Here is a 21,746-nt window from a genome sequence, read left to right on the forward strand (position 1 = left end):
TCCACTACCTCAAAAAAGTTTAGAACCACAATATGGACCTAGCGTCGCTAGTATCATCATTCTCTGCACAGAAAAGTGTGGTCGGGCAAAGCCAGCAGGAAGCGCTTTACAAATGCTTACGTGACATGCTGATGGATGGGCAGATCCCCGCGGGCACACGGCTCGTGTCGACGCGCACACTCGCGGTAGAACTTGACATCGCGAGAAATTCCGTGGTCTATGCCTACGAAAGGCTTGCGGAAGAAGGTTTCGTGGTGGCCACGCGAAACGGCACGGTCACCGCGTGGGACGGAAAGATTCATGCGAGCCAGGAAAGCGAAAGCTGTTTGCAATCGTTTCGCCTAGCCGATCGAGTTATGGGACTGGAGAATCCCAACCCCGAACCCGACACGATGTTGCCATTCGTACCGGGGCTGCCATCGCTTGAGGAATTTCCGCTCGTTCAATGGCGCCGCTGCGTGGAGCGCGAATGGAGAAACATCAAGTCCGCGCATCTCGCCTACGGACCAGCCGAAGGCATGCCGGAATTACGCAAGGCCGTTGCGGCCTATATCCGTATTTCCCGGGGCGTGCGTTGCGATATCGAGCAGGTTTTCATCACGGACGGCACCCAGAGCAGCCTGGAACTGTGCGCACGCATGCTGGCGAATCCCGGTGAGTACGGCTGGTTGGAAAACCCCTGCTACAACGGCGCACGAACTGCTTTCCGATCGACTGGCCTGCAAGTCGTGCCCATTGAGGTCGATCACGAAGGACTCGCACCGACCGAAGACCAGTGGCGAAAGCATCCTCCAAAGCTGATTTACGTGACCCCATCCCACCAGTATCCGCTTGGCCGGCTGATGAGCACGCGGCGGCGCAGCGCGCTCGCCGAAAGAGCTCGCGCATGCGGCGCCTGGATTATAGAAGACGACTACGACAGCGAATTCCGGCGCGACGGACAGCCGCTCCCCGCCATCCAGAGCTTGTTTGCCAATGCGCCTGTCTGCTACCTCGGGACGTTCAGCAAGACGATGTTTCCCGCGTTGCGGCTTGGCTTCATGGTCGTACCGCCCATGCTGGTGAACCGCGTCACCCACACGTTGCGTGAACTCGTGCATCGTGGTCATCCGGCCGAGCAATTGGCTATGGCCGAATTTATCGACAGCGGTCTGTTCGCGCGACATTTGCGCCGCATGAGGACGTTGTATGCCCACCGCCGCAGCTGCCTCAAAGCTGCACTGGCTCGCCACCTCGGTTCAAGCCTGAGCGTGCAGGAGAGCCAGGGCGGCATGCATCTTTCGTCAGAGATCTTGTTGCCGCTCCAAGACATTGAAATTGCCCGCGTTGCGTCGGGCTTCGGTCTAATGCTCCAGCCGCTTAGCAGCTATCGGGTCGGTGACGGCCGGATGTATAACGGATTCGTATTGGGTTACTCGGGATTGCGCGACGCGATCATCGAGCAAGCCGCGGCGCAGTTCGGTGCCGCCATCGAGCAGCATGAACGCGTCGGCAATAACGAGCCCAAGCACGCCAGGCGCGCTATCTCATGACCGCCCGCCACCAACGGTTCTGGTGCAAATAGGTAGTCGGACCTGAACAATTCGTTTCCTGACGGAATTCGATTGGCAAATGGTCAAGCTGTTGGCGGCGTGACGTACTGCGCACCCCGAGCCATAGCCAATAGCAGAGCGCAAAAAAACCGCAGCTTCCTCAGGATCATCCGCAGGTTGTGGCCCGCGCCGCACATGACAGCATGGATCGCGTCGCCGAGCGCACCCTTGAGCCAGTTCCGATCTAGTTTGCCGTCCGACTTCATGTGGCCAATCGCCGCCTCGATCGCACTGCGTCTGTTGATCATCGCTCGTAGCCCGCGCGTAATGCCACGTCGTAGACCAGCGTGATAGATCTTCACCCCACTTATCGCTACGCCCCTATAACCACGATCTACCACCGCGATGTTTGCTTTAACGTCACTCAGAATCGCTGCCTGTTCCAAGGCTTCGGCCAACGTATGTCCATCGTAGGGGTTCCCCGGGATCGAGCGCGCACCGATCACCAAGCCCTCGCGATGTGTCGTGGTGATCGACACCTTCACGCCAAACTCATACGGGCGTCGGGCCTTGCCTTTTGAGATGCACTCTACCTCAGGCGCGTGCAACGCTTACAGCTTGTTTTTATCCTTGGGTTGTTGCGCGAGAAGCCGTTTCGATTTGAGCAGCAGCGTCTCGAGTGCCGCGCGGCTTTGTTGCGCGACCCCGTCAATTTGACGTTCTACATCGCGCATGACGCGACCAACGCGCGAACGCAGCGTTCGTAATGCCTTCTTCATCCGCTTGAATTGCTTGGCGTGTGCATATCGACCAATCTGACTTGCCAAACGCGGGGCTTCACGATTGTAGTTCTGGCGCAGTGCTAAACCATGTTGTGATGCAGTCGTCACCAATTGCTCGCGGCAGCGTTCGAGCAAGCGCGAATCAGTCGGGTGCGCAATGGCTTTTTCCATCACCGTCGTATCGACAATGACCTGCTTCAGACTCGCGCTTTTAACAACCTGGGCACGTTTGGCCGCTTCGATCGTCTCTGCCAGCAACTCCTCTACACCTGCCTCACCGAGGCGCTTGCGCCAGCGCGCGAGGCTCGACGGATCGATTGGCGGCGTCGTTTGGAAATACGTCTCGCCGGTAAAAACCTGCCAGTACTGATTCTCGATCCATTGCCATACCACGTCCTCATCGGACAAGTTAAAGGTATGCTGCAAATACAGTAGACCCGCGATCAAGCGCGGCGAACTAGCCGGCCGCCCACGCGACGATACGAAGCTCGCACTCATCGCAACGCTCAGGCGCTCCCAATCGATCAAGTCGCTCAGCTTGACCAAGCGATGCCTCAGGTTGATCTGCTCGCGCAGCGGCTGTCGAAAGAAATCTCTCTCGGGCACCACCTTCTTCGGACCCATCAAAACCTCGTCAGAATTTGCAGCATTCAACACGTAATATGCACGTTCCTTGCAAATCCCTCAACCGTGATACAGCGTCAAAGCCTTATGCCACGCGGCTCTACGAATCGTTCAGGGCCGACTAGGTAAAAGTGTTGAGAATGTTCTTACATGTAGGATATCTGATCAAGAAGACAGAACTGCATTCCATACGGCAGGCAGAGCGGTATCCTTGAGACCGATTTTAGTCAGATCGAACTGGCCCTTGCTAATGCGATGCATCAATTCGATGCCTGAGATCGTTGCCAAGGCGTTTCTGAACCGTTTGAAGCCGAGCATCACGTTCGTTCTGGACTTGATGTTTCGATGGTCCTGCTCAATCATATTGTTCAGATACTTCGAGGATCGGACCTTCGTGTCTTCGGGCAGCAGGCCATCGGCCTTCATCTCCCGCACCGCTCGGTGCGAGGCAGCGTAACCATCGAGCGTGATAGTCTCTGGTGGCTGCCCCTGGTGCATGATCGCCTTGCGAAAAAAGGCTTTGGCTGCTGCGACATCGCGTTTGGCCCTGAGTAAGAAGTCCACCGTCTGGCCAACTCGATCGACAGCCAGGTACAGATAGACCCATTTGCCACGACTCCTCATATAGGTCTAGTCGACTCGCCACGAGCCACCCGAAGGGATCGCAAATCGGTTCCAGCGTTTAACGAACTCCGGGGTAAAGCGTTTCACCCAGCGCATGATGGTGGTGTGAGCCAGCGATAAACCGCGCTCTGCCATCATTTCCACCAGATCGCGTAGGCTGAGCTTGTAACGAAGGTACCAGCGAACACACAGAATGATGATTTTGCGATCAAAATGTCGGCCATCAAACAGCCCGCTCTGACCTTTTGGCTTGCTCATCAGCGTTCACGTGATTGTTACGCTCAATACTTTAACCGATTCGCACCGCCTATTTGCACCAGAGCCATTTATCGCACCACCGCCGTATCGATTCGTAGCTGACGATCAAGCAGCGCTCGAGCAATAATCCTTCGATGTGGCGCAAGCTCAGCGAGAAGCGAAAGTACCAGCGCACCGCAAGGCTGATGATGGCAGGTGGGAAACGATGGCCGCGGTAAATGGACGAGGTTTTCATGTGCCAAGCTTACCCGAACGCCTCGACAACGTGACAATGCGGAGCCGAAAATGCTGGCTCAACTTCTCTCAAATCCTCTGCGCAACTCCCAATCAGTAATACGTCGATCATGTTCTGTTTGCTCCCACTGCGCCGCGTGCACATAGTGGTCAACCACTTCACCTCCCAGAATCTCGCGAAGCCATACTGATTTTGACGTAATTTCAATAGCATTTCTAAGCGTTTTCGGAATTTCTGGTAGCGAGGTCTCCCGATAGCCATCACCGACAAACGGCGGTGGCAGATCCAGCTTTTCTTCAATACCCGCCAGGCCTGCTGCTATAAGACCTGCGAAAGCGAGGTAAGGGTTAAGATCCGCACCACCAATACGGCACTCTGCTCGAATTGCGCCTGAACCTTCGCCGCAAACACGGAAGCCAACTGTACGGTTGTCTTGGCTCCAGGCAATCTTCGTCGGTGCGAAAGTGTCCATTTGAAACCTCTTATAGGAGTTTATATATGGAGCCAACAAGAGAGTAATGTCTTTCGAGTATTTCATCAGACCTCCCAAGTAGCTTCTCATCAACGCAGACATACCACTCGGGGCTGACGAATCGTAAAAAAGAGGCCGACCGTCAAGAGACCAAAGTGATGAGTGGATATGGCACGAGGAACCGGCAAGTTGATAATTCCACTTAGCCATGTAGGTAATAGCCTTGCAGTGCTGCTCCGCGATCTCCTTGCTACCGTGCTTGATTAGCACATGGTGATCTGCCATTAACAGTGGATCAGCATAACGCACATTGATTTCGCCTTGACCTGGTCCGCCTTCTCCTTTTGAGCATTCAATAGGAACGCCTGCCTCGTAAAGCCCATTTCTAATTGGACGCATAACAGACTCTTGACGTGTGGTCGATAGAATATGGTAATCTTGATTATAGGTGCCAAATGTTTTCAGGTTAGTAAAGCTTTTCTTAGTTATCACATCGTAGGGTTCATCAAACAAATAAAATTCCAGTTCCGATGCAAAACCAGCGCGCATGCCCAAATCAGCTAGCCGGCGCATCTGTTTCTGCAGAATTTGTCTGGGCGAATGTGCTATAGGTGCGCCCTTAGCATCAAAGGTATCGCAAATTACAAGTGCGGTTGCGTCCAACCATGGCAGCGGTCGTATCGTTGAAAGGTCTGGTTTGAGGAGTAAGTCTCCATATCCGCGGTCCCAACTGGCGCAACGGTAACCTTCAACTGGAAGCATCTCCATGTCATCCGCTAACAGGTAATTGCATGCGTGAGCTTCTTGGTAGCCATGCCGGACAAAAAACGCTGCATGACAGCGCTTTCCCATCAGTCTGCCTTGCATATCTACTATGCACATAAGTACCGTATCGATTGAACCAGCGGCTACAGCGCGCTTTAATTCTTCGAATGTCATTTTCGTACTCCTACCCAACAGTAAAGAATAAATTTTTATGCTAGTTTTACCAATAGGCTATTACAAGTAAAGCAGTAACGTCGGTTTTAGCAGGATTTAGGTCATCGATCATGAAATTTCTCCGGTTGAAGTAGTGCTAGAGTAGTCTTGACCGATGTGATTCAAATCGGCAGGAGTTGATTGGGAAATATGATTAATCCAATTTCCGAACAAGAGATGGGCGTGACTGCGCCACAGATTTGTCGGAGCTGACGCTTCACAGTCACCGGGAAAATAGTTTCGCGGGCGACTAACACATTTACCTGCCTTTCTGTCTCGGAAATACTCATCGGCCAGTGAGTTCGAATCGTATTCGATATGATTGAAGAAATGAAGCGCGTTATGATTAGGATCGTCGAGTAGGCATAGGCCTGTGTGCGGCGAGTCAATTAAAACGGATAGACCGCTATCGGGCGGTATATCTGTCTGTCGCATTTCTGTCCAGCGTGAAACTGGGATGTCGAAGTCGTCAGATAGTCCCTTCAAATAAGGAGATTTATTTCCTACACAGCGATGCTTAAATACGCCAAAAGCTTTTTCAAATAAGGTGTACTTGGGCATGCCGTGAAAATAATGAATGGCTGCTTGAGCTGCCCAACAAATATTAAAGCACCTGTGAACGTTGGTTAGCGTCCACCGAAAAATTTTGGTGAGTTCATTCCAATAATAAACTTGTTCGAAAGGAATCGTTTCGACCGGCGCGCCAGTCACGATGAGCCCGTCAAACTTCTGCTCCTGAAGCTCATGCCAATCGTGGTAAAAAGATGCTAGATGCTCGGGTGGCGTGTTCTTGGGCGAATGGCTTGTTATTTTAATCAGCGTCAGTTCGACTTGCAGCGCGGTAGAGCCTAGCAAACGTGCTATCTGTATTTCTGTATTTCTTTTGTTCGGCATAAGGTTTAACAAACCTACACGTAACGGTCGGAGGCACGTATAGCCCTTATTTTCTCTATCCAGAACCATGATGCCTTCGGCCGCAAGCGTGTAACCTGCGGGTAGGCCTTTGGGAATTATGATTGACATATGCTTTGAGCCTCCGCTATGTTTCTTTCTTAGTTCGATAATTTATCGATTTTTGCATCAGAGTTACCAGGAAAAGATCACTAGACAAAGTGCGATCGCAGCATAAAAAGACCCAGTTACCCTATTGATGATGGAGACGTTATCAAAGGCAGCTCGTGCTTTTTGAGCGAGGAACATGTAGCCGCCGTATATAATCAGTGAAACAATCACGCCCACCACACTCAGCGTTAGTGCTTGATGAATGTAAGGTACATGTGAGCTGATGAAAGCAGGATAGGTAAGCAAGGTCGCTAACCAACCTTTTGGGTTGATTAAAGCGACTAGCAGAGAATCGATAAAAATCTTATTTTGACTCGAAACGACAACTTTTTGGTCGCTGGGAGAGGGTTTTGCGAAAAATGCAGTGATCGCAATATAAGCCAGGTAGATCGCACCGAACCACCGGAGGTAATTAAGAATCGAGCGATGATCACGAATGATCAATCCAACACCCGAAAGCGCGACTATTGCGTGGATTGCGGTTGCTAACCCAAAACCAAGTGAACAAGGGACAATCGTTTCTCGTCCATATCTGAGAGTTTGCGCAACCGCAAACCCTATGTTTGGGCCTGGTACAGCGACCGCTGAGGTGAAAGCAACAATAAACAAGATCAACAAATGTAAATCCATAATTCCGCAAGATTCCATCAACACATAATTCAAATAGATAAAACACAACTCATTGATTTGAGTCATTCGGTCGCTTGTGTGGTAGCTTAGTCGACTGGTAATCTAAGCATGCATTTCCAAACGCCTTGAACAATTTACGGCTTGTTACGTCGCTGGTCGCGTGCCATTCAGGATGCCATTGCACCGCGAGCTGAAATGTTGATGATTTCTTGTATGAGATTGCTTCAATCACGCCGTCCGAAGCAACTGCCTCCATCTGCACATTGGCACCCAAGGTTTTGATGCCTTGGTTGTGCAATGAGTTAACGTACAGTTCGGCGCTTTCTACAATTGGTGACAGCCGTCCGACTGGCATGACGCTGACCGTATGCGTGGGAAGATATTGTTGGTCGCGAGGGACGTCAGATGGCTCACTGTGTGAAACACTTTGACTAAACACGGATAAATCGGAATGCAGATTGCCGCCGCAGTGAACACTCATTTCCTGCAATCCACGGCAGATCCCAAGAATCGGCATATCAAATTCGATCGCAACTGACAACGCGACACTCGAAAGCCGATCCCTGGGTCGATCCCGCTTGCCGGGAATAACGTCGTCGACGGAGCGATGCCAGGCTAGTTCGTTGTCGAAGATATCCGGGTCAAGATCTGATTCGTCACCAGTCAGTACGAGGCCGTCAAGGCGTCGCATCACCTCGCGAAATTTTCTTAGGGTGCCATCTCTGGACAGGTCACCGTCAATAGTAGGGAGGATCACGCACTCAACGGACGAGTAACGTTCTAGAGCCTCAATATAACGCCGACGTAACCAATCACGGTGAACACCATCATGCAGATGCCGATTTGCCGACACCCCTACTACAGCCAGGGACGCATCAAAATATTCTTTCATCACTACGCTTGCTCCGGAGTGCCAGGCGACGCGCGTTGCGCGTCGTAGAGACGCTTATTGCGATCGAGCAATTGGCTGATCACACTGGGTTGCCCATGAGGGCCGGATACAAACAAACCGCCCCAAGACTTTGCAATCTCGGCATAGTGCGGGTCCCGCATACGGATTTCTTGCGCTCGCTTTAGAAGCCAAAACGGTACACCGGGCGAAAGATGGTGCTCCAAATGGTACTCGTCAAAATTCACACCAAAGAGTAGCCGTTCTATCAAATTGCCTTTTCTATTCCGAGTAAGATAGATGTTTTGCTTCTCTGTCTCACACATTGGAGAGTGTTCTGCGATTTCAGTAAACCAACCTAGTATCTGAAAAGCGGTCAAATAAGGAATCAACCAGAACAGAAGCAGTAGGTGCACGTTACCACTCATTACGAAGCCCCCTGTGACGATCGCCCAGAAAGCGAAAAAAGCATAGGTGTCGATAAGGGCACCACGTTTATTGACGCCCTTGTGTTGTTTCTTCAGAATGAAAAAGCGGTTGTGCCATAGGTATTTCAAATAGTTCAGTGTGGCTCCGCCCAACATAGCTTTCCAGATAATAGAAAACCTATACGCGCGGGGATCTCGAATCTCATAAACACCCGAAGCAATAAAGAATTGTAGATCTGGATCTTTTTCGGGATCCCCCAAATGCGGATGGTGGAGATGCACATGAGAAACACGATAGGCCCAATGTCGCTGAAAAATTGGGTATGCTGCAAACGTTGTGCCCAGAAAGTGGTTCCACCACGTATTTTTCGCGAGTATTCGATGTGCAGCATCGTGTGAGATAGTTGTAAGTCCTCGCTGATGTGCGCCAATCATCAGCACGGCAATCGGGTAAAACCATGCACTAATTTTCACAGTAGAAAATATAAAAATAAGTATAACTAAATAATCTTTTATTATATAAAGAGCGCCTGTGATGTTGTCCGTTCGTAGCTTAGCTAGTTCCCGCGTTATATCGTTAGAAAACTGAAATGCCTCGAACCGTTTGTTGCTTAGCTTCCAAGAATTAGACGTTTCCATGAACTGATTCTCCATGCCGAATTATTAGTCAAACGGCATCGAGACCGCGCTTGATGTCATCAAGTACGTCGTTAACGTTTTCGATGCCGATGCAAATACGGATTGATCCGTCAAATATTCCGGCGGCCTCTCGCTGTTTTTTAGGAACTGTGGTGTGAGTGGTCGAAACCGGGTGCGTCACGAGTGTTCGTGCGTCACCGACGTTAGACACGTGATACATGAGCTGGATATTCTGCATGAACGTTCGACCTGCAGCCTCGCTATCCAGCTCAAACATAATCATGGCACCATGACCGACACGAGCGTCCAGCAATTCGTCGGCTATTTCGCGATCTTGCCCGGTGAAGAGCCCCGGATACGAAACACTCTTGACTTTGGTGTGCCTTTGCAAAAAATCTGCCACGACTGAGGCGTTTTCGCAATGGCGTTTCATGCGTAAATGAAGTGTTTCCAAACCTTGAATTAGTTGAAAACTCGAAAACGGACTGATTGCGGCACCGGTATCGCGAAGCCACGTCATGCGCGCTTTCAACAAGAAAGGACTTCGACTCAAATCGTCTAGTTGTTTAACAGCCTCATGCCATAATATACCTCCATGCGCCTCATCGGGGCCATTGAAAATCGGGAAACGATTCGAATTCTCGAAGTTGAATGTACCGTTATCGGTTATCAACCCGCCGAGGGTTGTACCGTGGCCACATATATACTTCGTTGCGGAGTAGGTCGTAACGGCTGCACCAAGTTTGGCGGGATGGCACACAAAAGGGGTGGTTGTGTTATCAACGACTACTGGAATACCGAAACGCCTGCCGATGTCGGTAAGTTCTCTAAGCGGTAAAGGAATAAGGCACGGGTTAGAGAAAATCTCGCCAAAGAAGGCGATGGTTCTTTGGTCGGACTGTTGCTCAAACGATGACGGCTGACGTGGATCTGCTGGTCGCGCTTCAATGCCGAGGCGTTTGAAGGTGTTAAATAATAGATTCCATGAGTTACCATACAAATACTTCGAAACAACAATATTGTCACCCGGTCGTCCACTACACAAATTTACTAGCGCAAGAAAAGTCGCAGCTTGCCCGGATGCCACGGCTAACGCATCTACCGCACCATCGAAAACTGCATACCGCTGCTCAAGAATACGCGTAGTAGGATTAATGATCCGCGTGTATGTAAATCCGTCGCTTTTCACATTGTAAATATCCGCGATTTTTGCCAGATCGCCGTCAAGCTCGTACGCTGTCGTTTGGTAAATCGGCACTGCAACGGCCTTCGTGATGGGGTCGTGACGATACGCTGCATGCAAAAGAGCTGTTTCCGAAGACATATTGTTATCACGAATAGTGTGTGACATATTACAAGCTCCTTGTGTCAAGTGGCGGCACAAAACGTTCTGGTACCATGGGGTCGCTATTCGTTTTATCAAAAAAATCTTGAAATGCATTGCCTAATAGATGTATCCATCGCGGCTTGATAGCGCCGATGCATCCGATTCTAAAACTGCGTGTCGAAGCATGCATTTTTGAATAGATATAGAGATTGTAGTCGGCGAGATGCAGGTACAGTGCATCGAAATCTTTGGGCGTATCAATAATCCCATGCGCAGTGAGCGCCACACAAACGGGTGAACGTACATCAGCAGTCAGCAGTGGAGAGGCATAACGCGCGGTTACACGAATGATTTCATCCCGCACCGAGCAGTACCGTTTCCCTCGATTAGCCACACCTTCCAGATCTAACCCTTCAAGAGCCTTAGTACAAGCTTGGATTACGTGCGTGGGCGGCGTAGATCGCCACTCTCCGGTTTGCTCGAGACTTTTCCATTGATCATGGACATCCAGAACAAACGAACTGACCGAATGATCCCTTGCTCTGAGCAAGTCGAGCTTCGCTATGACGAACGCTACACCAGGAGGACCTTCAATGCATTTGTTGCTAGACGTGACCAGTACGTCGAAATGAACTTTTTTTGCGCTGATATCGATCGCACCGAAAGAACTCATCGCATCTACAATTGTTCTTATCCCGCGCCGCGCCGCGAGATTAACAATGGCCTCGAATGGGTTAAGCACACCAGTAGTTGTTTCACAGTGAACAAAACAGATATGCGTAATTGACCGATGATTTTCTAAATATGTGCTGATGTCGGCAACTGACAGCGGCTCGTGACTCGGCGCCCTCATACAAACCGCCTGAATCCCGCGTAATTCTAGAATTCTTAGGATCCGCTCACCATAGATACCATTAATACACACGAGAGGTCTGTCAGACAATGAGATGAACGACGTCAACGCGGCCTCAATACCATAAGTACCGCTACCTTGGACTGGCACTACGGAATGTGAGCCATATCCGTCGATCAGATCTAAAATTCGCTCACGCATCATGGCGGTAATATCTTTAAAGCTCTGATCGCGGGATCCCATATCAAACTGCATTTGCGCCTTGACGTCGTCGGTTAATGACAATGGGCCTGGTGTCATTAAGTAATGATGTCGAATAGACATATAACAGTCCTTATTATATGAAAATATGAACTTCGTTTTTTCGTCAACATCCTGAAGAGATGCAGTCGTGGGTCACGACTGCATTCGGCAATTGCGTGATGAATTATCCAGTTGCTTTACTAGCGAATTCTTGCGAAACCATGAATTTTCCGAATTTTGAACGCCAAGGCTTGCCATTGTATCTGTGCCGCACTCCTAAGGGAATTTTTTTTTGAAATTTCGGATTATTTATCGAATAAATATAGAATGGGAATAACGATTATTATTGAGTGTTGCAGAATCCAATTAATCTATGATTGTATCTTTCAAAAAGCTGAAACCTACTTAGTACTACAGCCGTAGATGTAAAGGGGCATTGTCAAATTGTTGTGGTTGTTGACGTAAGATGTCGGGTTCTGTCGCAATAAGGGGATCTGTTATTCTGAATACCCCGAGCGAACAATCAGATCCATGAAGCAAAAGCTGACTGCGGCGATGTCGAAAGTGTTCAAACGGCTCCACTATCCGCTGGCCGCGATGCTGGGCATTGTCACGTTGTCGAGGCGTTCGTTCGCGCCAGCTGCGCACGCATCTCCTTGAGCGAGAACAGCAGACTACTCGTGTCGCCGGGCCGTATGTCAATGTCCGCTGTCAAATCGCCGTGCGCAATACGCTGTGCAACAAGCGCCGCTGCGGCCGGCTCACCACCGATGGATCCATACACGTGAGCCGATACGCGCCAAGCGACAGCGCCCACCACGAGTGCAGGCACGACGAGCATGGCGGCCGACTTGGCTAGTCCTTTATAGAATTCGGCATTAATGTCATCAACGTATTCCCCTGCGACGAAATCCATTTGCCATGGTTCAAAGCGAGCAACATAGCCAATCTTGGGGCTCGGTTCCGTTGCGCCTGGCTTGGGCCACCAGTATTCGATATAACCTTCGCCGCGAGGCATGGCGCCGGCAGCAGCGATAGATCGGTACATATACTGTCCGCGTGCATCCTGGAAACCGGACATGTCCTTGCCATTAATCTTCGGGCTCAAGGGATTGTTGATGACGACCGAGTTCGTACCAACGGTTGTGACATAACCGGTGCTACCGTATCGCTGTGCACCGATGGACTCGATTGCACGCGATTTGGCTTGTGCTTCTGTAAGCTTGCCGCTGCTCACCTCGTCGGCATAAAACTTGGCAATGCTTGCCGCTGTGTCGACGACGTGTTCGAGATCCAGCTTGCGCGAGGCGAGCTGGCTATTGCGCAACTGAAGTGAACTGATGACGGCCTGCAGGGTCAACGCGAGACAGCAAATGAGCAAAGGAAGAAGCAGTTTCTTGCGCAACGTGAGGGAACGCATGGTGGCTCTCGTACGAAATTGTTTTTCCCTAACCCCGGTAGCGCGCGGATGGATCCGGCGCCTGGCGTGAACCCATCGTGTCGCATATCGCGATACGGGTGATACTGCTTAACGTCCGTTTCACGGCGGAACTTTATTTTTTTCTGCGCTTTGTTATGCATTTTTTTGGCATTGTCACGTTGATGATGATTGAGCGAAAAAGAGGCGCTTTACGGTCATTGTTTAAAACGCAGACGGATTTTGGCCCTGGAGCGTCAAGTGATGCCACGGTTCCAAGCGCAGCGTAAGCTCGCGACGATGTTCGGCTGCACAAATCAGGTGTCGTTTCAGAGCAAAATGCTGTCGAATCGGGCCGAAGTTCGAAAGGAAGCGCTGTGCTCGTCGCAAATCTCTTAAGCCGCGCATGCGGCGCTCGCGTTCACGTGTTGGTTGATGGCTATTTTCGGCACGGTTATTTACGCGTGCGGCAGCCCGTACGAAGATGTGCTTCGTCTTGGCCAGCGCGGGCACTCGGGCTTTGGCAACCGGATAGCTAAGAAGCTGATCGGTCACGACGACCCGCGGTGCCGGGTGCTTGCGCAAGATCCTCTTGAAGAATTGTTCAGCTGCGGCGGTATCACGACGCTTTTGCAAAAGGATGTCGAGTTCCTGCCCTTGCTCGTCAACGGCGCGCCAGAGCCAGTAAGGCTCACCGCGTAGACGCACGAACATTTCATCGAGATGCCATGTTTTGGCGCTACGGCCGGTGATCTTTACATGTGCGGCAAATCGGGCCCCGAATTTATCGCACCACCGCCGTATCGATTCGTAGCTGACGATCACGCCGCGCTCGAGCAATAATTCTTCGATGTCGCGCAAGCTCAGCGAGAAGCGAAAGTACCAGCGCACCGCTAGGCTGATGATGGCAGGTGGGAAGCGATGGCCGCGATAAATAGACGAGGTTTTCATGCGCCAAGCTTACCTGACCGCTTCGATAACTTGACGGTGCCCCTGGCACTTATACCGTGTATTGGGGCGATGACGCGCTGGCAAAGCACTTCGGAGAATAGTCGATGCCACATACCAAACACTCCAAAGTTACCACGCATGCATCGACCGGCTCGCAAAAGGAAATTCCGGTTAAAGCTATAACCTTCCAAGAATTGTGGTCCAATTATCCTTCTGGCGACCCGTACGACAATCCCGCTTACTCGGATCAATGTGCTATTCGGATGAGCGTCACGCTGCACCGCGTCGGCGTGGAAATGAAGTCTTTTTCACAAAAGACCGTGACGCCTATGTCGGGCTCTCCGACGATCGGCCGCATTATTCTCGACGGAAAGCCTACTGCTACACGCGCCGACGAGCTAGGCGAATGGCTTGAGCATCAGCCGTTTGCCGGCTTGCCGAAAGCGGAGGACATCACCGGGCCAGACTGGGAATCGAAGGTACAAGGCCGGACCGGGATCATTCAGTTTTCACATTACTGGACACGTACCGGCGAAGCGGCATCGGATGCGAGTGGCGGCCATATCGATCTTTGGAACGGATCACGTTTGACCGTGAGTAGCGCGCTGGACGCGATCGCCACATTTGGCCGCGTAATAGGGATTCAATCGATATTCCCTGGCGCTCGTTTCGGCTTTTCCGACCTTCGCAATTCAAAGCGGATTCTTTTTTGGGAAATTAAATGATGCGACGCCTTGCCGGGACGATCGGATTTGCGATTACGGGGTTGCTTAGCGTGATCGTGTGGGCAGCGATAGACAGTCGCTTATGTGGCGCGTTTGGACGGCTGTGTGCGCCGCCGATTGGTGAATGCGGGGGTGGATTAGATGCTTGCGCGCAAACGACCCACTCGACCATAGACCTGTTCGCATACCTGTTCGCTCCTCCTCTCTTGTTTGCCGTACTCGGTTTCTATTTGTTTGCCAGACGCCGTTCCGCCCGCGCTGTTCTCTCGTACCTCGCATGCGCAGTAGTTTTGCAATGGTTTTTAACGTTCGTCGGCACACGGATTCTACACGTTTGAGTCTTTGACGCACGGTAACGACCTCGAACAAGATGCGCAAGTTGACATTCGTACATTGCCCCCTAAGTGCAAATCTCTGGAACCAATCATGAATACGTTCTCCCACGTAGCAACGATGCATAACCTTGAACGGAATGCCTGAGGATCGGGTGCTCTGATGGCAGACGTATCTTGGGAAGCGATCGAGGTGTTCGTCCGGGCCGAGGTCGGGCTCGGTCCGTCGAAACCATTGACCCGTGATACACGGTTATGGGAAGACTTGGGCCTGACCGGCGACGACGCGAACGATTTCATGGGGTGCTTTTTCGAACGGTTTCAGATCGATCCCGGGGACTTCGATTTTCACCGCTACTTCCTGATGGAAGGCGAAGGCGGCCTGTATTCCCTTTTCCAGCGCTGGGTTTTGCGAAAGCCCCATACCCTTGAACGTGAGCCGATCAAGCTCGCGATGCTTTATGGAGCTGCTATCAACAAGAAATGGGATTCTCAATTGAAAACGACGAACAAGGCTTGACTGGGGGCGCTTCTGTCAAACGAACTAAAGTTGGTACGAAATTGTACTAAAATCGAAACGTTTTTTATGTGCGCTGGGCAACAGTAGTACCCGTGTCATCGCGGCGAAACTGCATTCGACCTTAGCAGCAATGGGAAAACCGGAAACGACTGTCGGTGATCCGTGTAAGGAACCCGGCATCACTCTGCAGAGTTTGTATAGGCACATATCGCCAAAAGGCGAGTTGCGTCTGGCTGGCATGAAGTAGCTTTCGGGGTGTTGAATCTTGATAAATCGACAACTTGCGCCACGCTCAATAATCAATGATTGGATGACAAAGGAATTACGGGGCGCTCTTGGCTGTGACACGTGTCAACTCAACCTCAGCTATAGGCTCCGCGAGCCGGATACCGAGGGATGCAACTGGTCGAATGCGTATCTACACTGCAGCTCCGATATCGGCTCCGACGACCCCACCTTGCAATATGCTAAACAAATCGCTCCCGGTATTGTTGAACGGGCGCGGCAGATGTTTAACCTGCTCGATGACCTAGACGCCATTAATCACTGAAAGTCAGCATGGATATGAGCTTCCAGCCCCGCTTGCTTTGCATCCCTGTTCTCCACATCGACACCAACCTGATCAACGCAAAGCAAAGGCTTGAAGAGGTTAACCGTTTGGAGCGTTGGTACAAGAATAGCGTCATCTCCATCAATATGTCGTGGATCGCTCATGCCGAGGCGCAGTCTGATGGCAACTCGAGCCGAACCAGAAAGGCAGCTAAGCAGATTTACACAATTGATGCGGGTGATAGTGATGCCAAGCTGTTCGCTAAAGTTAGAGATGCTCTCTTTCCGGGAGGGACAGAGAACGAGAACCAGCAGAACGATGTGCGGATCGTGTGTGGAGCAGCCAAATATAACGCCACGTTGGTCACCAACGACGGTGATTCCAAGTCACAGCCCGTGGCATCCTTGGGAAAAAGGATGAGCTTCAGCGCATCACCGGCATCAAGATATTGCGTCCAACGGAGGCCGTTGAGTTCGTCAAGTTGAAGATCAAGGAACGGGACGATTTCAACAAGCGCGTAGCGCGAGAAATGGCGAAGACGCTACCCGAATGGACCGACATAGATTGAGCTGCGCTCAGTGCAGTCCACTTCTGCTTTCAATACGAGGTGCATCAGAAAAGTGAAAACGAAGCACGTTAAGGAGACTCCCCTCGTCGGTTTCGTTGCGTGCCTTCGCAATCAGAACGCCTCCTCAAGCGCCCGAATGCGACGATTCAATTCCGTTGTGACATAGATGGAGGTCGTCGCCGGCGAGACATGGCCAAGGTTTTCCTGCACGATGTCTAGTGGCGTGCCCGCTTCGATGGCCCGCGTGCCAAATGTGTGCCGCAGCCAATGCGTCGACGCTTTTGCCAAGCGTGCGGCCGCGTGCGGATCTTCAAGCAGCAACGCCCCGGCGGCACGGGTAAATATCAGCTTGAACGCCAGCGCCAATGAGCGCGGTTCGAGCGGCCGCAAATCCTCGCCCGAGACACGGCCGATCAGCGGCGTGGTTGGATCACTGCGCGTCGGATCCTCCGGCAAACCCCTTGCCCGCAAGTATCGCTGCAAGGCCGCAAACGTTTTGCGGGGGATCGGGATCGTACGGGCTTTGCTGCGCTTGCCGATCACATCAAGTGTCCAGGCGGTGCCGATCTCGTCGTCAATCCACTTGGTGTTCAATCCTCCGAGGGTGGCAGTGGCTATTTCGGCAAGACGCAATCCCGTCGAACAACCCAGGATGAAAATGAAGCGCGCACGCTCGGCGATCGCGTCTCCCGCATCCCGTTCAATGTGGCCGAGCACGTAAGCGCATTGGGCGCACGTCAAGGCGTGATCAGCCTTGATGCGCACCGCCTCTCGCTCCACCGCGCTCGCTTTGACCGGCACCGTCAAGTTATCGAAGCGGTCAGGTAAGCTTGGCGCATGAAAACCTCGTCTATTTATCGCGGCCATCGCTTCCCACCTGCCATCATCAGCCTAGCGGTGCGCTGGTACTTTCGCTTCTCGCTGAGCTTGCGCGACATCGAAGAATTATTGCTCGAGCGCGGCGTGATCGTCAGCTACGAATCGATACGGCGGTGGTGCGATAAATTCGGGGCCCGATTTGCCGCACATGTAAAGATCACCGGCCGTAGCGCCAAAACATGGCATCTCGATGAAATGTTCGTGCGTCTACGCGGTGAGCCTTACTGGCTCTGGCGCGCCGTTGACGAGCAAGGGCAGGAACTCGACATCCTTTTGCAAAAGCGTCGTGATACCGCCGCAGCTGAACAATTCTTCAAGAGGATCTTGCGCAAGCACCCGGCACCGCGGGTCGTCGTGACCGATCAGCTTCTTAGCTATCCGGTTGCCAAAGCCCGAGTGCCCGCGCTGGCCAAGACGAAGCACATCTTCGTACGGGCTGCCGCACGCGTAAATAACCGTGCCGAAAATAGCCATCAACCAACACGTGAACGCGAGCGCCGCATGCGCGGCTTAAGAGATTTGCGACGAGCACAGCGCTTCCTTTCGAACTTCGGCCCGATTCGACAGCATTTTGCTCTGAAACGACACCTGATTTGTGCAGCCGAACATCGTCGCGAGCTTACGCTGCGCTTGGAACCGTGGCATCACTTGACGCTCCAGGGCCAAAATCCGTCTGCGTTTTAAACAATGACCGTAAAGCGCCTCTTTTTCGCTCAATCATCATCAACGTGACAATGCCTGCCGGAGAAGCGCATCGCGACATTAGCTATTACCTGACGCAGCGGTAAAACTGGATTCGGCAACATCAATTCAATGACGGTGTAGCACCGGCATTCGCAGCGAAAAAAATTAACCCAGTGTCCGGCGTAAGTTGACCACCACACCCATCCCCCGGACTTAAATATGCGACTGCGCTACTCACGTTAAGGAGGCATCGCATAAGACTTCAAAAATCCGCTTGAGTTGACCGAAGGGACATCAGGCCACGGCTCCGTTGATACGCTGCGCAACGTCTGGGAAAAGGCGAAGCGCGTTATGTCCGATTTGCTCGATATGCTCACGCGTGAGACCTGAGAAATTTAACAGAGCTTCGATGTTCGCCATTGCCGTTGCGTCTAGGGTGCATGGGACACCGCAATCTGAACCATACACAATATGATCACAACTCGTCATGGCGAGTCCTGGGGCAAGTGTGTGTGCTGATCCCGTCATCGCCGTATCCAAGTAGAACTTTCGGAGTTGATCTTTCATCTCCTCGGAAGTCAGTCGGTTAGGGTTTGGAACCCATGGCTGTGTGCCTAGCAAAATAAGTCGCCCCGACAAAGCAGGGAGTGCGGCACCGCAATGTGCAAGGATAAGTTTAAAATCTGGATGCCTACGAAAGACCCCGGCGTACACCATATCTACAGCAGTCCTCGTTGTCTCGAACGCGACATCCAGCAATGGACTAGGACGTCCGAAAGATCCAGGTGCATATGCGTCCGGATGTGCAAAAACAGTTGCCTTCCGCCGGTTCAGCTCCTCCCAAACAGGCTCAAGACAGCTGTCACTGAGGTAGACACCGTTATAGCAAAACGGCACGGCAAAACCATCCGCATGCAATTCGCCGTATCCCCGTTCAATTTCCGCAAGCGCAGCATCTGGGTTATCGGTCGGAAGCGCCGCCAGGAGGCCGAACCGCGATGGATGTCGAGCGACAATTGACGCACCATATTCATTGGATGCCCTAAGCGCCGCGAGCGTCTTCGGAATGTTGCTCAGCATCTGCATACCGATGCCAACACTATTCATATATGCCAATGCGACCTCGAGGCTCCAATCGTTGGGCTTTGGCCACGCCCAATCCGCTTTTTGCATTGCTTCCCAGCGCGCATCGCTTTCGGCTTTGCTGAGGGGCGGTGTGAAATGAGCGTGTACGTCGATCCAATTGTTGAGCATCTTAATTCTCGGTCTAATTTGATTTGGGCATGGTAGCATCGTGGCTGAAACTCGATCAATAACGACATTCCGCCAAAGCTAACGACGACATGCCACCTCTTTCGTCCAGTCTCAGTGTGATGGGAGCAATTCCCGACCCGATATCGTTTCGGACGCAAGACTTTCCCGGAGATTTTCATTTCCCGTCGCAGCGCGCGCCATGGGGTAAGGTCTTGTACGCCGTGAGCGGTGTCGTGAACTTTGATATTGCAGGTGTCCCCTACTTCTCCCCTCCTGCCTATGCGATATGGATACCACCCAAAACTGAACACGAGTCACGCACTCTGCACGAGATCAAATACGCGTCCATATATGTCCGGGACGACTTGTGCAGGTCCATGCCCAGCGACCCTTGCACCATCGTCTTAAGCGATCTTATAAAAGCAATCATGCGAGATTTTGCCGCGCGGCAGGTCTTGCAGCCCAAAACCGCGGAAGATAGCCGCCTCGCCGCAGTATTGCTTGACCAGCTCAAAATTGCCCCACAGCATGATAGCTATTTGCCCACATCTAACGACCTCCTGATCAAAAATGTCATTACTGCGTTGCAGGCGGCGCCGGGCGATCGAAGGTCGCTAACCGACTGGGCAATATTATTTTCGACTACGGAGCGAACCCTATCCCGGAAATGGAAAGCTACGCTCGGCCTATCGTTCAATGAGTGGCGCCAACGCCTTCGGCTCGTGGTTGCGCTGACTGAGCTTGACGCCGGACGCACCGTTCAGGAGATTGCGAGTGAACTTGGCTACAGCAACACTTCCGCTTTCATTTCGATGTTTCGGCAACTTACCGGTTCTAGCCCACAGCGAATGCGGAAATCAACCCTTTCGCCTCTTTCAGCTCCGCCAGGTCAGCGGCTGCGTAAGCCCCACACTTAGCGATAGGCGCGGCGCGGCCAACTAACGCGCCCAGTAGCTCTAGGAGAAAATGCTGTCAGCAGCGGTTGTAAATTGATACACAGGGGGTGCGGCGGATATCTTGGACTGGTTTATGCTGCTAGTCCTAGACTTTCTCGGTATTCAATGGGGCTGAGTGCGCCAAGTGACATCTTGATGCGCGTTCCGTTATACCAGTGAATGTAGGAATCGACTGCGTCAATAAATTGTTCGATCGTTGTGGCCTGCCAGTTCCGATGGTAAAACATCTCCGTTTTTAGGGTTCTGTCGCAATAAGGCGGTCTGTTATTCTGAAGACCCCCAGAGTAGCGGGTTGCCAGTAGCCGTTGAGTTCCGGTCGAATCGCGGCCTATTTTTTTCGTTACGGTAACGGATTTAATAGCAGCCGTCCGGTGTGCGCAAAACGCTTTTTGGCGCTCCACGTTCGACAGGGGTAATCCCCCCCTATTTAAAGCGAGGCGGAAGTAGAGGCTATGCTGCGGCCGCAAGCCGCTGTTTCGGTGTGAATCCACCGAGGCCCATGTTCGGCCGTTCGTGATTGTACTTCCACATCCATTCTGTCGCGAAGTGCTGAACGTGGGCGAGTTCCTTCCAATAATATTGAGAGAGCCATTCGTCGCGCACCGTTGGTTCTGGTGCAAATATCTGGTCGGGCTAAAATTGTTCTTTAGATAAGTACGCCTTATTAACTGAACAGAACCGCGTTCCAGAGCGTTGGCGTATCGTTGTCTTTGAGCCCGAGCGCGCTGAAATCAAACTGGCCCTTGCGGATGCAATGCATCAACTCGATACCTGAAATCGTCGTCGCGGCACTCCTAAGCGGCTTAAAGCCCAGCATGACCTTTGTCCTCGACTTGATGTTTCGATGATCTTGCTCGATCAGGTTATTCAGATACTTCGACGATCTGACTTCGGTCTCAGCTGGCAGCAAGCCGTCGGCCTTCATCTCGCGCACAGCCCGGTGCGAGGCCGCATAGCCATCCAGCGTAATCGTTTCGGGCGCCTGCCCCTGATGCCGGATGGCCTTGCTGAAGAAGGCTTTCGCTGCGGCCACATCGCGTTTGGCTCTGAGCAAGAAGTCCACCGTCTGGCTGCTTCGATCCACCGCCCGGTACAGATAAACCCATTTGCCACGAACCTTTATATAGGTTTCGTCAACACGCCATGATCGCCCTACGGGTATGCCAAAACGATTCCAGCGTTTGACGAATTCAGGGGTATAGCGCCTGACCCACCGCATGATCGTCGTGTGGGCCAGTGACAGTCCCCGCTCGGCCATCATCTCGACCAGATCACGCAGGCTCAGCTTATAGCGCAGGTACCAACGCACATATAAAACGATGATTTCTCAGTCA

18 protein-coding genes and 7 pseudogenes are annotated in these 21,746 nt (G+C 52.0%); 8 read left to right on the forward strand and 17 right to left on the reverse strand.

Annotated elements, in window-relative coordinates; genetic code table 11:
* Positions 1-32 precede the first annotated feature (32 nt).
* The gene (gene pdxR, locus SJQ66_RS12925; RefSeq protein WP_320534510.1) at positions 33-1,532 is read left to right on the forward strand and encodes a MocR-like pyridoxine biosynthesis transcription factor PdxR; all 1,500 of its coding nucleotides are present in this window, start codon (positions 33-35) and stop codon (positions 1,530-1,532) included.
* Between the two features lie 83 nt (positions 1,533-1,615).
* Here pdxR and SJQ66_RS12930 read toward each other — a convergent pair.
* From SJQ66_RS12930 to SJQ66_RS12985, 12 genes and pseudogenes are all read right to left on the reverse strand, one after another.
* A pseudogene (locus SJQ66_RS12930) lies at positions 1,616-2,938 on the reverse strand (IS5 family transposase).
* A gap of 165 nt (positions 2,939-3,103) precedes the next feature.
* Positions 3,104-3,820: pseudogene (locus tag SJQ66_RS12935) on the reverse strand (IS6 family transposase).
* 64 nt (positions 3,821-3,884) lie between these two features.
* Positions 3,885-4,055, reverse strand: a pseudogene (locus SJQ66_RS12940) (IS6 family transposase); the annotation flags it as partial.
* 58 nt (positions 4,056-4,113) lie between these two features.
* Entirely contained in the window at positions 4,114-5,466 is a 1,353-nt protein-coding gene (locus SJQ66_RS12945) for a glutamine synthetase family protein (protein ID WP_320534511.1), read from the reverse strand.
* Between the two features lie 108 nt (positions 5,467-5,574).
* Positions 5,575-6,528 (reverse strand): homoserine O-succinyltransferase, encoded by a 954-nt coding sequence (locus tag SJQ66_RS12950; RefSeq protein ID WP_082103275.1) that lies wholly within the window; start codon positions 6,526-6,528, stop codon positions 5,575-5,577.
* A 63-nt stretch (positions 6,529-6,591) separates the two neighbouring features.
* Positions 6,592-7,197, reverse strand: a complete 606-nt coding sequence (locus tag SJQ66_RS12955; RefSeq protein WP_024906151.1) for a LysE family translocator — start codon at positions 7,195-7,197, stop codon at positions 6,592-6,594.
* A 49-nt stretch (positions 7,198-7,246) separates the two neighbouring features.
* Positions 7,247-8,092, reverse strand: a complete 846-nt coding sequence (locus SJQ66_RS12960) for a gamma-glutamyl-gamma-aminobutyrate hydrolase family protein (RefSeq protein WP_024906150.1) — start codon at positions 8,090-8,092, stop codon at positions 7,247-7,249.
* Positions 8,092-9,153, reverse strand: coding sequence for a fatty acid desaturase family protein (locus SJQ66_RS12965; protein ID WP_176026234.1), 1,062 nt, complete (start codon positions 9,151-9,153; stop codon positions 8,092-8,094). The genes SJQ66_RS12960 and SJQ66_RS12965 overlap by 1 nt, the downstream gene beginning before the upstream one ends.
* Positions 9,154-9,181: 28 nt before the next feature.
* Complete coding sequence (locus SJQ66_RS12970) at positions 9,182-10,504, reverse strand: O-acetylhomoserine aminocarboxypropyltransferase/cysteine synthase family protein (RefSeq protein WP_320534512.1); 1,323 nt, start codon at positions 10,502-10,504, stop codon at positions 9,182-9,184.
* Position 10,505: 1 nt separating this feature from the next.
* Positions 10,506-11,657, reverse strand: coding sequence for a 2-aminoethylphosphonate--pyruvate transaminase (locus SJQ66_RS12975; RefSeq protein WP_320534513.1), 1,152 nt, complete (start codon positions 11,655-11,657; stop codon positions 10,506-10,508).
* Positions 11,658-12,186: 529 nt separating this feature from the next.
* On the reverse strand, positions 12,187-12,996 hold the full coding sequence (locus SJQ66_RS12980) for a cache domain-containing protein (RefSeq protein ID WP_320534514.1): 810 nt from the start codon (positions 12,994-12,996) through the stop codon (positions 12,187-12,189).
* 222 nt (positions 12,997-13,218) lie between these two features.
* Complete coding sequence (locus tag SJQ66_RS12985; RefSeq protein WP_320534515.1) at positions 13,219-13,944, reverse strand: IS6 family transposase; 726 nt, start codon at positions 13,942-13,944, stop codon at positions 13,219-13,221.
* 104 nt (positions 13,945-14,048) lie between these two features.
* Between SJQ66_RS12985 and SJQ66_RS12990 the strand changes: the two genes are divergently transcribed.
* The 4 genes and pseudogenes from SJQ66_RS12990 (at position 14,049) to SJQ66_RS13005 (ending at position 16,556) form a co-directional block, all read left to right on the forward strand.
* Positions 14,049-14,669, forward strand: coding sequence for a type VI secretion system amidase effector protein Tae4 (locus tag SJQ66_RS12990; protein WP_320534516.1), 621 nt, complete (start codon positions 14,049-14,051; stop codon positions 14,667-14,669).
* Between the two features lie 495 nt (positions 14,670-15,164).
* On the forward strand, positions 15,165-15,521 hold the full coding sequence (locus SJQ66_RS12995) for a DUF1493 family protein (RefSeq protein ID WP_320534517.1): 357 nt from the start codon (positions 15,165-15,167) through the stop codon (positions 15,519-15,521).
* 97 nt (positions 15,522-15,618) lie between these two features.
* Positions 15,619-15,768: pseudogene (locus tag SJQ66_RS13000) on the forward strand (recombinase family protein); the annotation flags it as partial.
* Between the two features lie 311 nt (positions 15,769-16,079).
* Complete coding sequence (locus SJQ66_RS13005; protein WP_320534518.1) at positions 16,080-16,556, forward strand: hypothetical protein; 477 nt, start codon at positions 16,080-16,082, stop codon at positions 16,554-16,556.
* A 194-nt stretch (positions 16,557-16,750) separates the two neighbouring features.
* On the opposite strand, the gene SJQ66_RS13010 is transcribed toward SJQ66_RS13005, so the two are convergent.
* Positions 16,751-17,506 carry a tyrosine-type recombinase/integrase gene (locus SJQ66_RS13010; RefSeq protein ID WP_320534519.1) on the reverse strand — a complete coding sequence of 252 codons (756 nt, stop codon included), beginning with the start codon at positions 17,504-17,506 and terminating at the stop codon, positions 16,751-16,753.
* Between SJQ66_RS13010 and SJQ66_RS13015 the strand changes: the two genes are divergently transcribed.
* Together SJQ66_RS13015 and SJQ66_RS13020 are read left to right on the forward strand one after the other, a co-directional pair.
* Complete coding sequence (locus tag SJQ66_RS13015) at positions 17,477-18,202, forward strand: IS6 family transposase (protein ID WP_320534515.1); 726 nt, start codon at positions 17,477-17,479, stop codon at positions 18,200-18,202. The genes SJQ66_RS13010 and SJQ66_RS13015 overlap by 30 nt on opposite strands.
* A 50-nt stretch (positions 18,203-18,252) precedes the next feature.
* Positions 18,253-18,393 (forward strand): annotated as a pseudogene (locus tag SJQ66_RS13020) (IS3 family transposase); the annotation flags it as partial.
* A 103-nt stretch (positions 18,394-18,496) separates the two neighbouring features.
* Here SJQ66_RS13020 and SJQ66_RS13025 read toward each other — a convergent pair.
* The gene (locus SJQ66_RS13025; RefSeq protein WP_320534520.1) at positions 18,497-19,456 is read right to left on the reverse strand and encodes an amidohydrolase family protein; all 960 of its coding nucleotides are present in this window, start codon (positions 19,454-19,456) and stop codon (positions 18,497-18,499) included.
* A gap of 428 nt (positions 19,457-19,884) precedes the next feature.
* On the opposite strand from SJQ66_RS13025, the gene SJQ66_RS13030 reads away from it, so the two are divergent.
* Entirely contained in the window at positions 19,885-20,373 is a 489-nt protein-coding gene (locus SJQ66_RS13030; protein ID WP_320534525.1) for a helix-turn-helix domain-containing protein, read from the forward strand.
* Between the two features lie 110 nt (positions 20,374-20,483).
* On the opposite strand, the pseudogene SJQ66_RS13035 reads toward SJQ66_RS13030, so the two are convergent.
* From SJQ66_RS13035 to SJQ66_RS13045, 3 genes and pseudogenes are all read right to left on the reverse strand, one after another.
* Positions 20,484-20,651 (reverse strand): annotated as a pseudogene (locus SJQ66_RS13035) (IS3 family transposase); the annotation flags it as partial.
* Between the two features lie 211 nt (positions 20,652-20,862).
* Positions 20,863-21,018, reverse strand: a pseudogene (locus SJQ66_RS13040) (integrase core domain-containing protein); the annotation flags it as partial.
* Between the two features lie 58 nt (positions 21,019-21,076).
* On the reverse strand, positions 21,077-21,736 hold the full coding sequence (locus SJQ66_RS13045) for an IS6 family transposase (RefSeq protein WP_320534526.1): 660 nt from the start codon (positions 21,734-21,736) through the stop codon (positions 21,077-21,079).
* Between the last annotated feature and the right edge of the window lie 10 nt (positions 21,737-21,746).

Origin of the sequence: Robbsia andropogonis (assembly GCF_034047095.1) — a bacterium.
GTDB lineage: Bacteria > Pseudomonadota > Gammaproteobacteria > Burkholderiales > Burkholderiaceae > Robbsia > Robbsia andropogonis.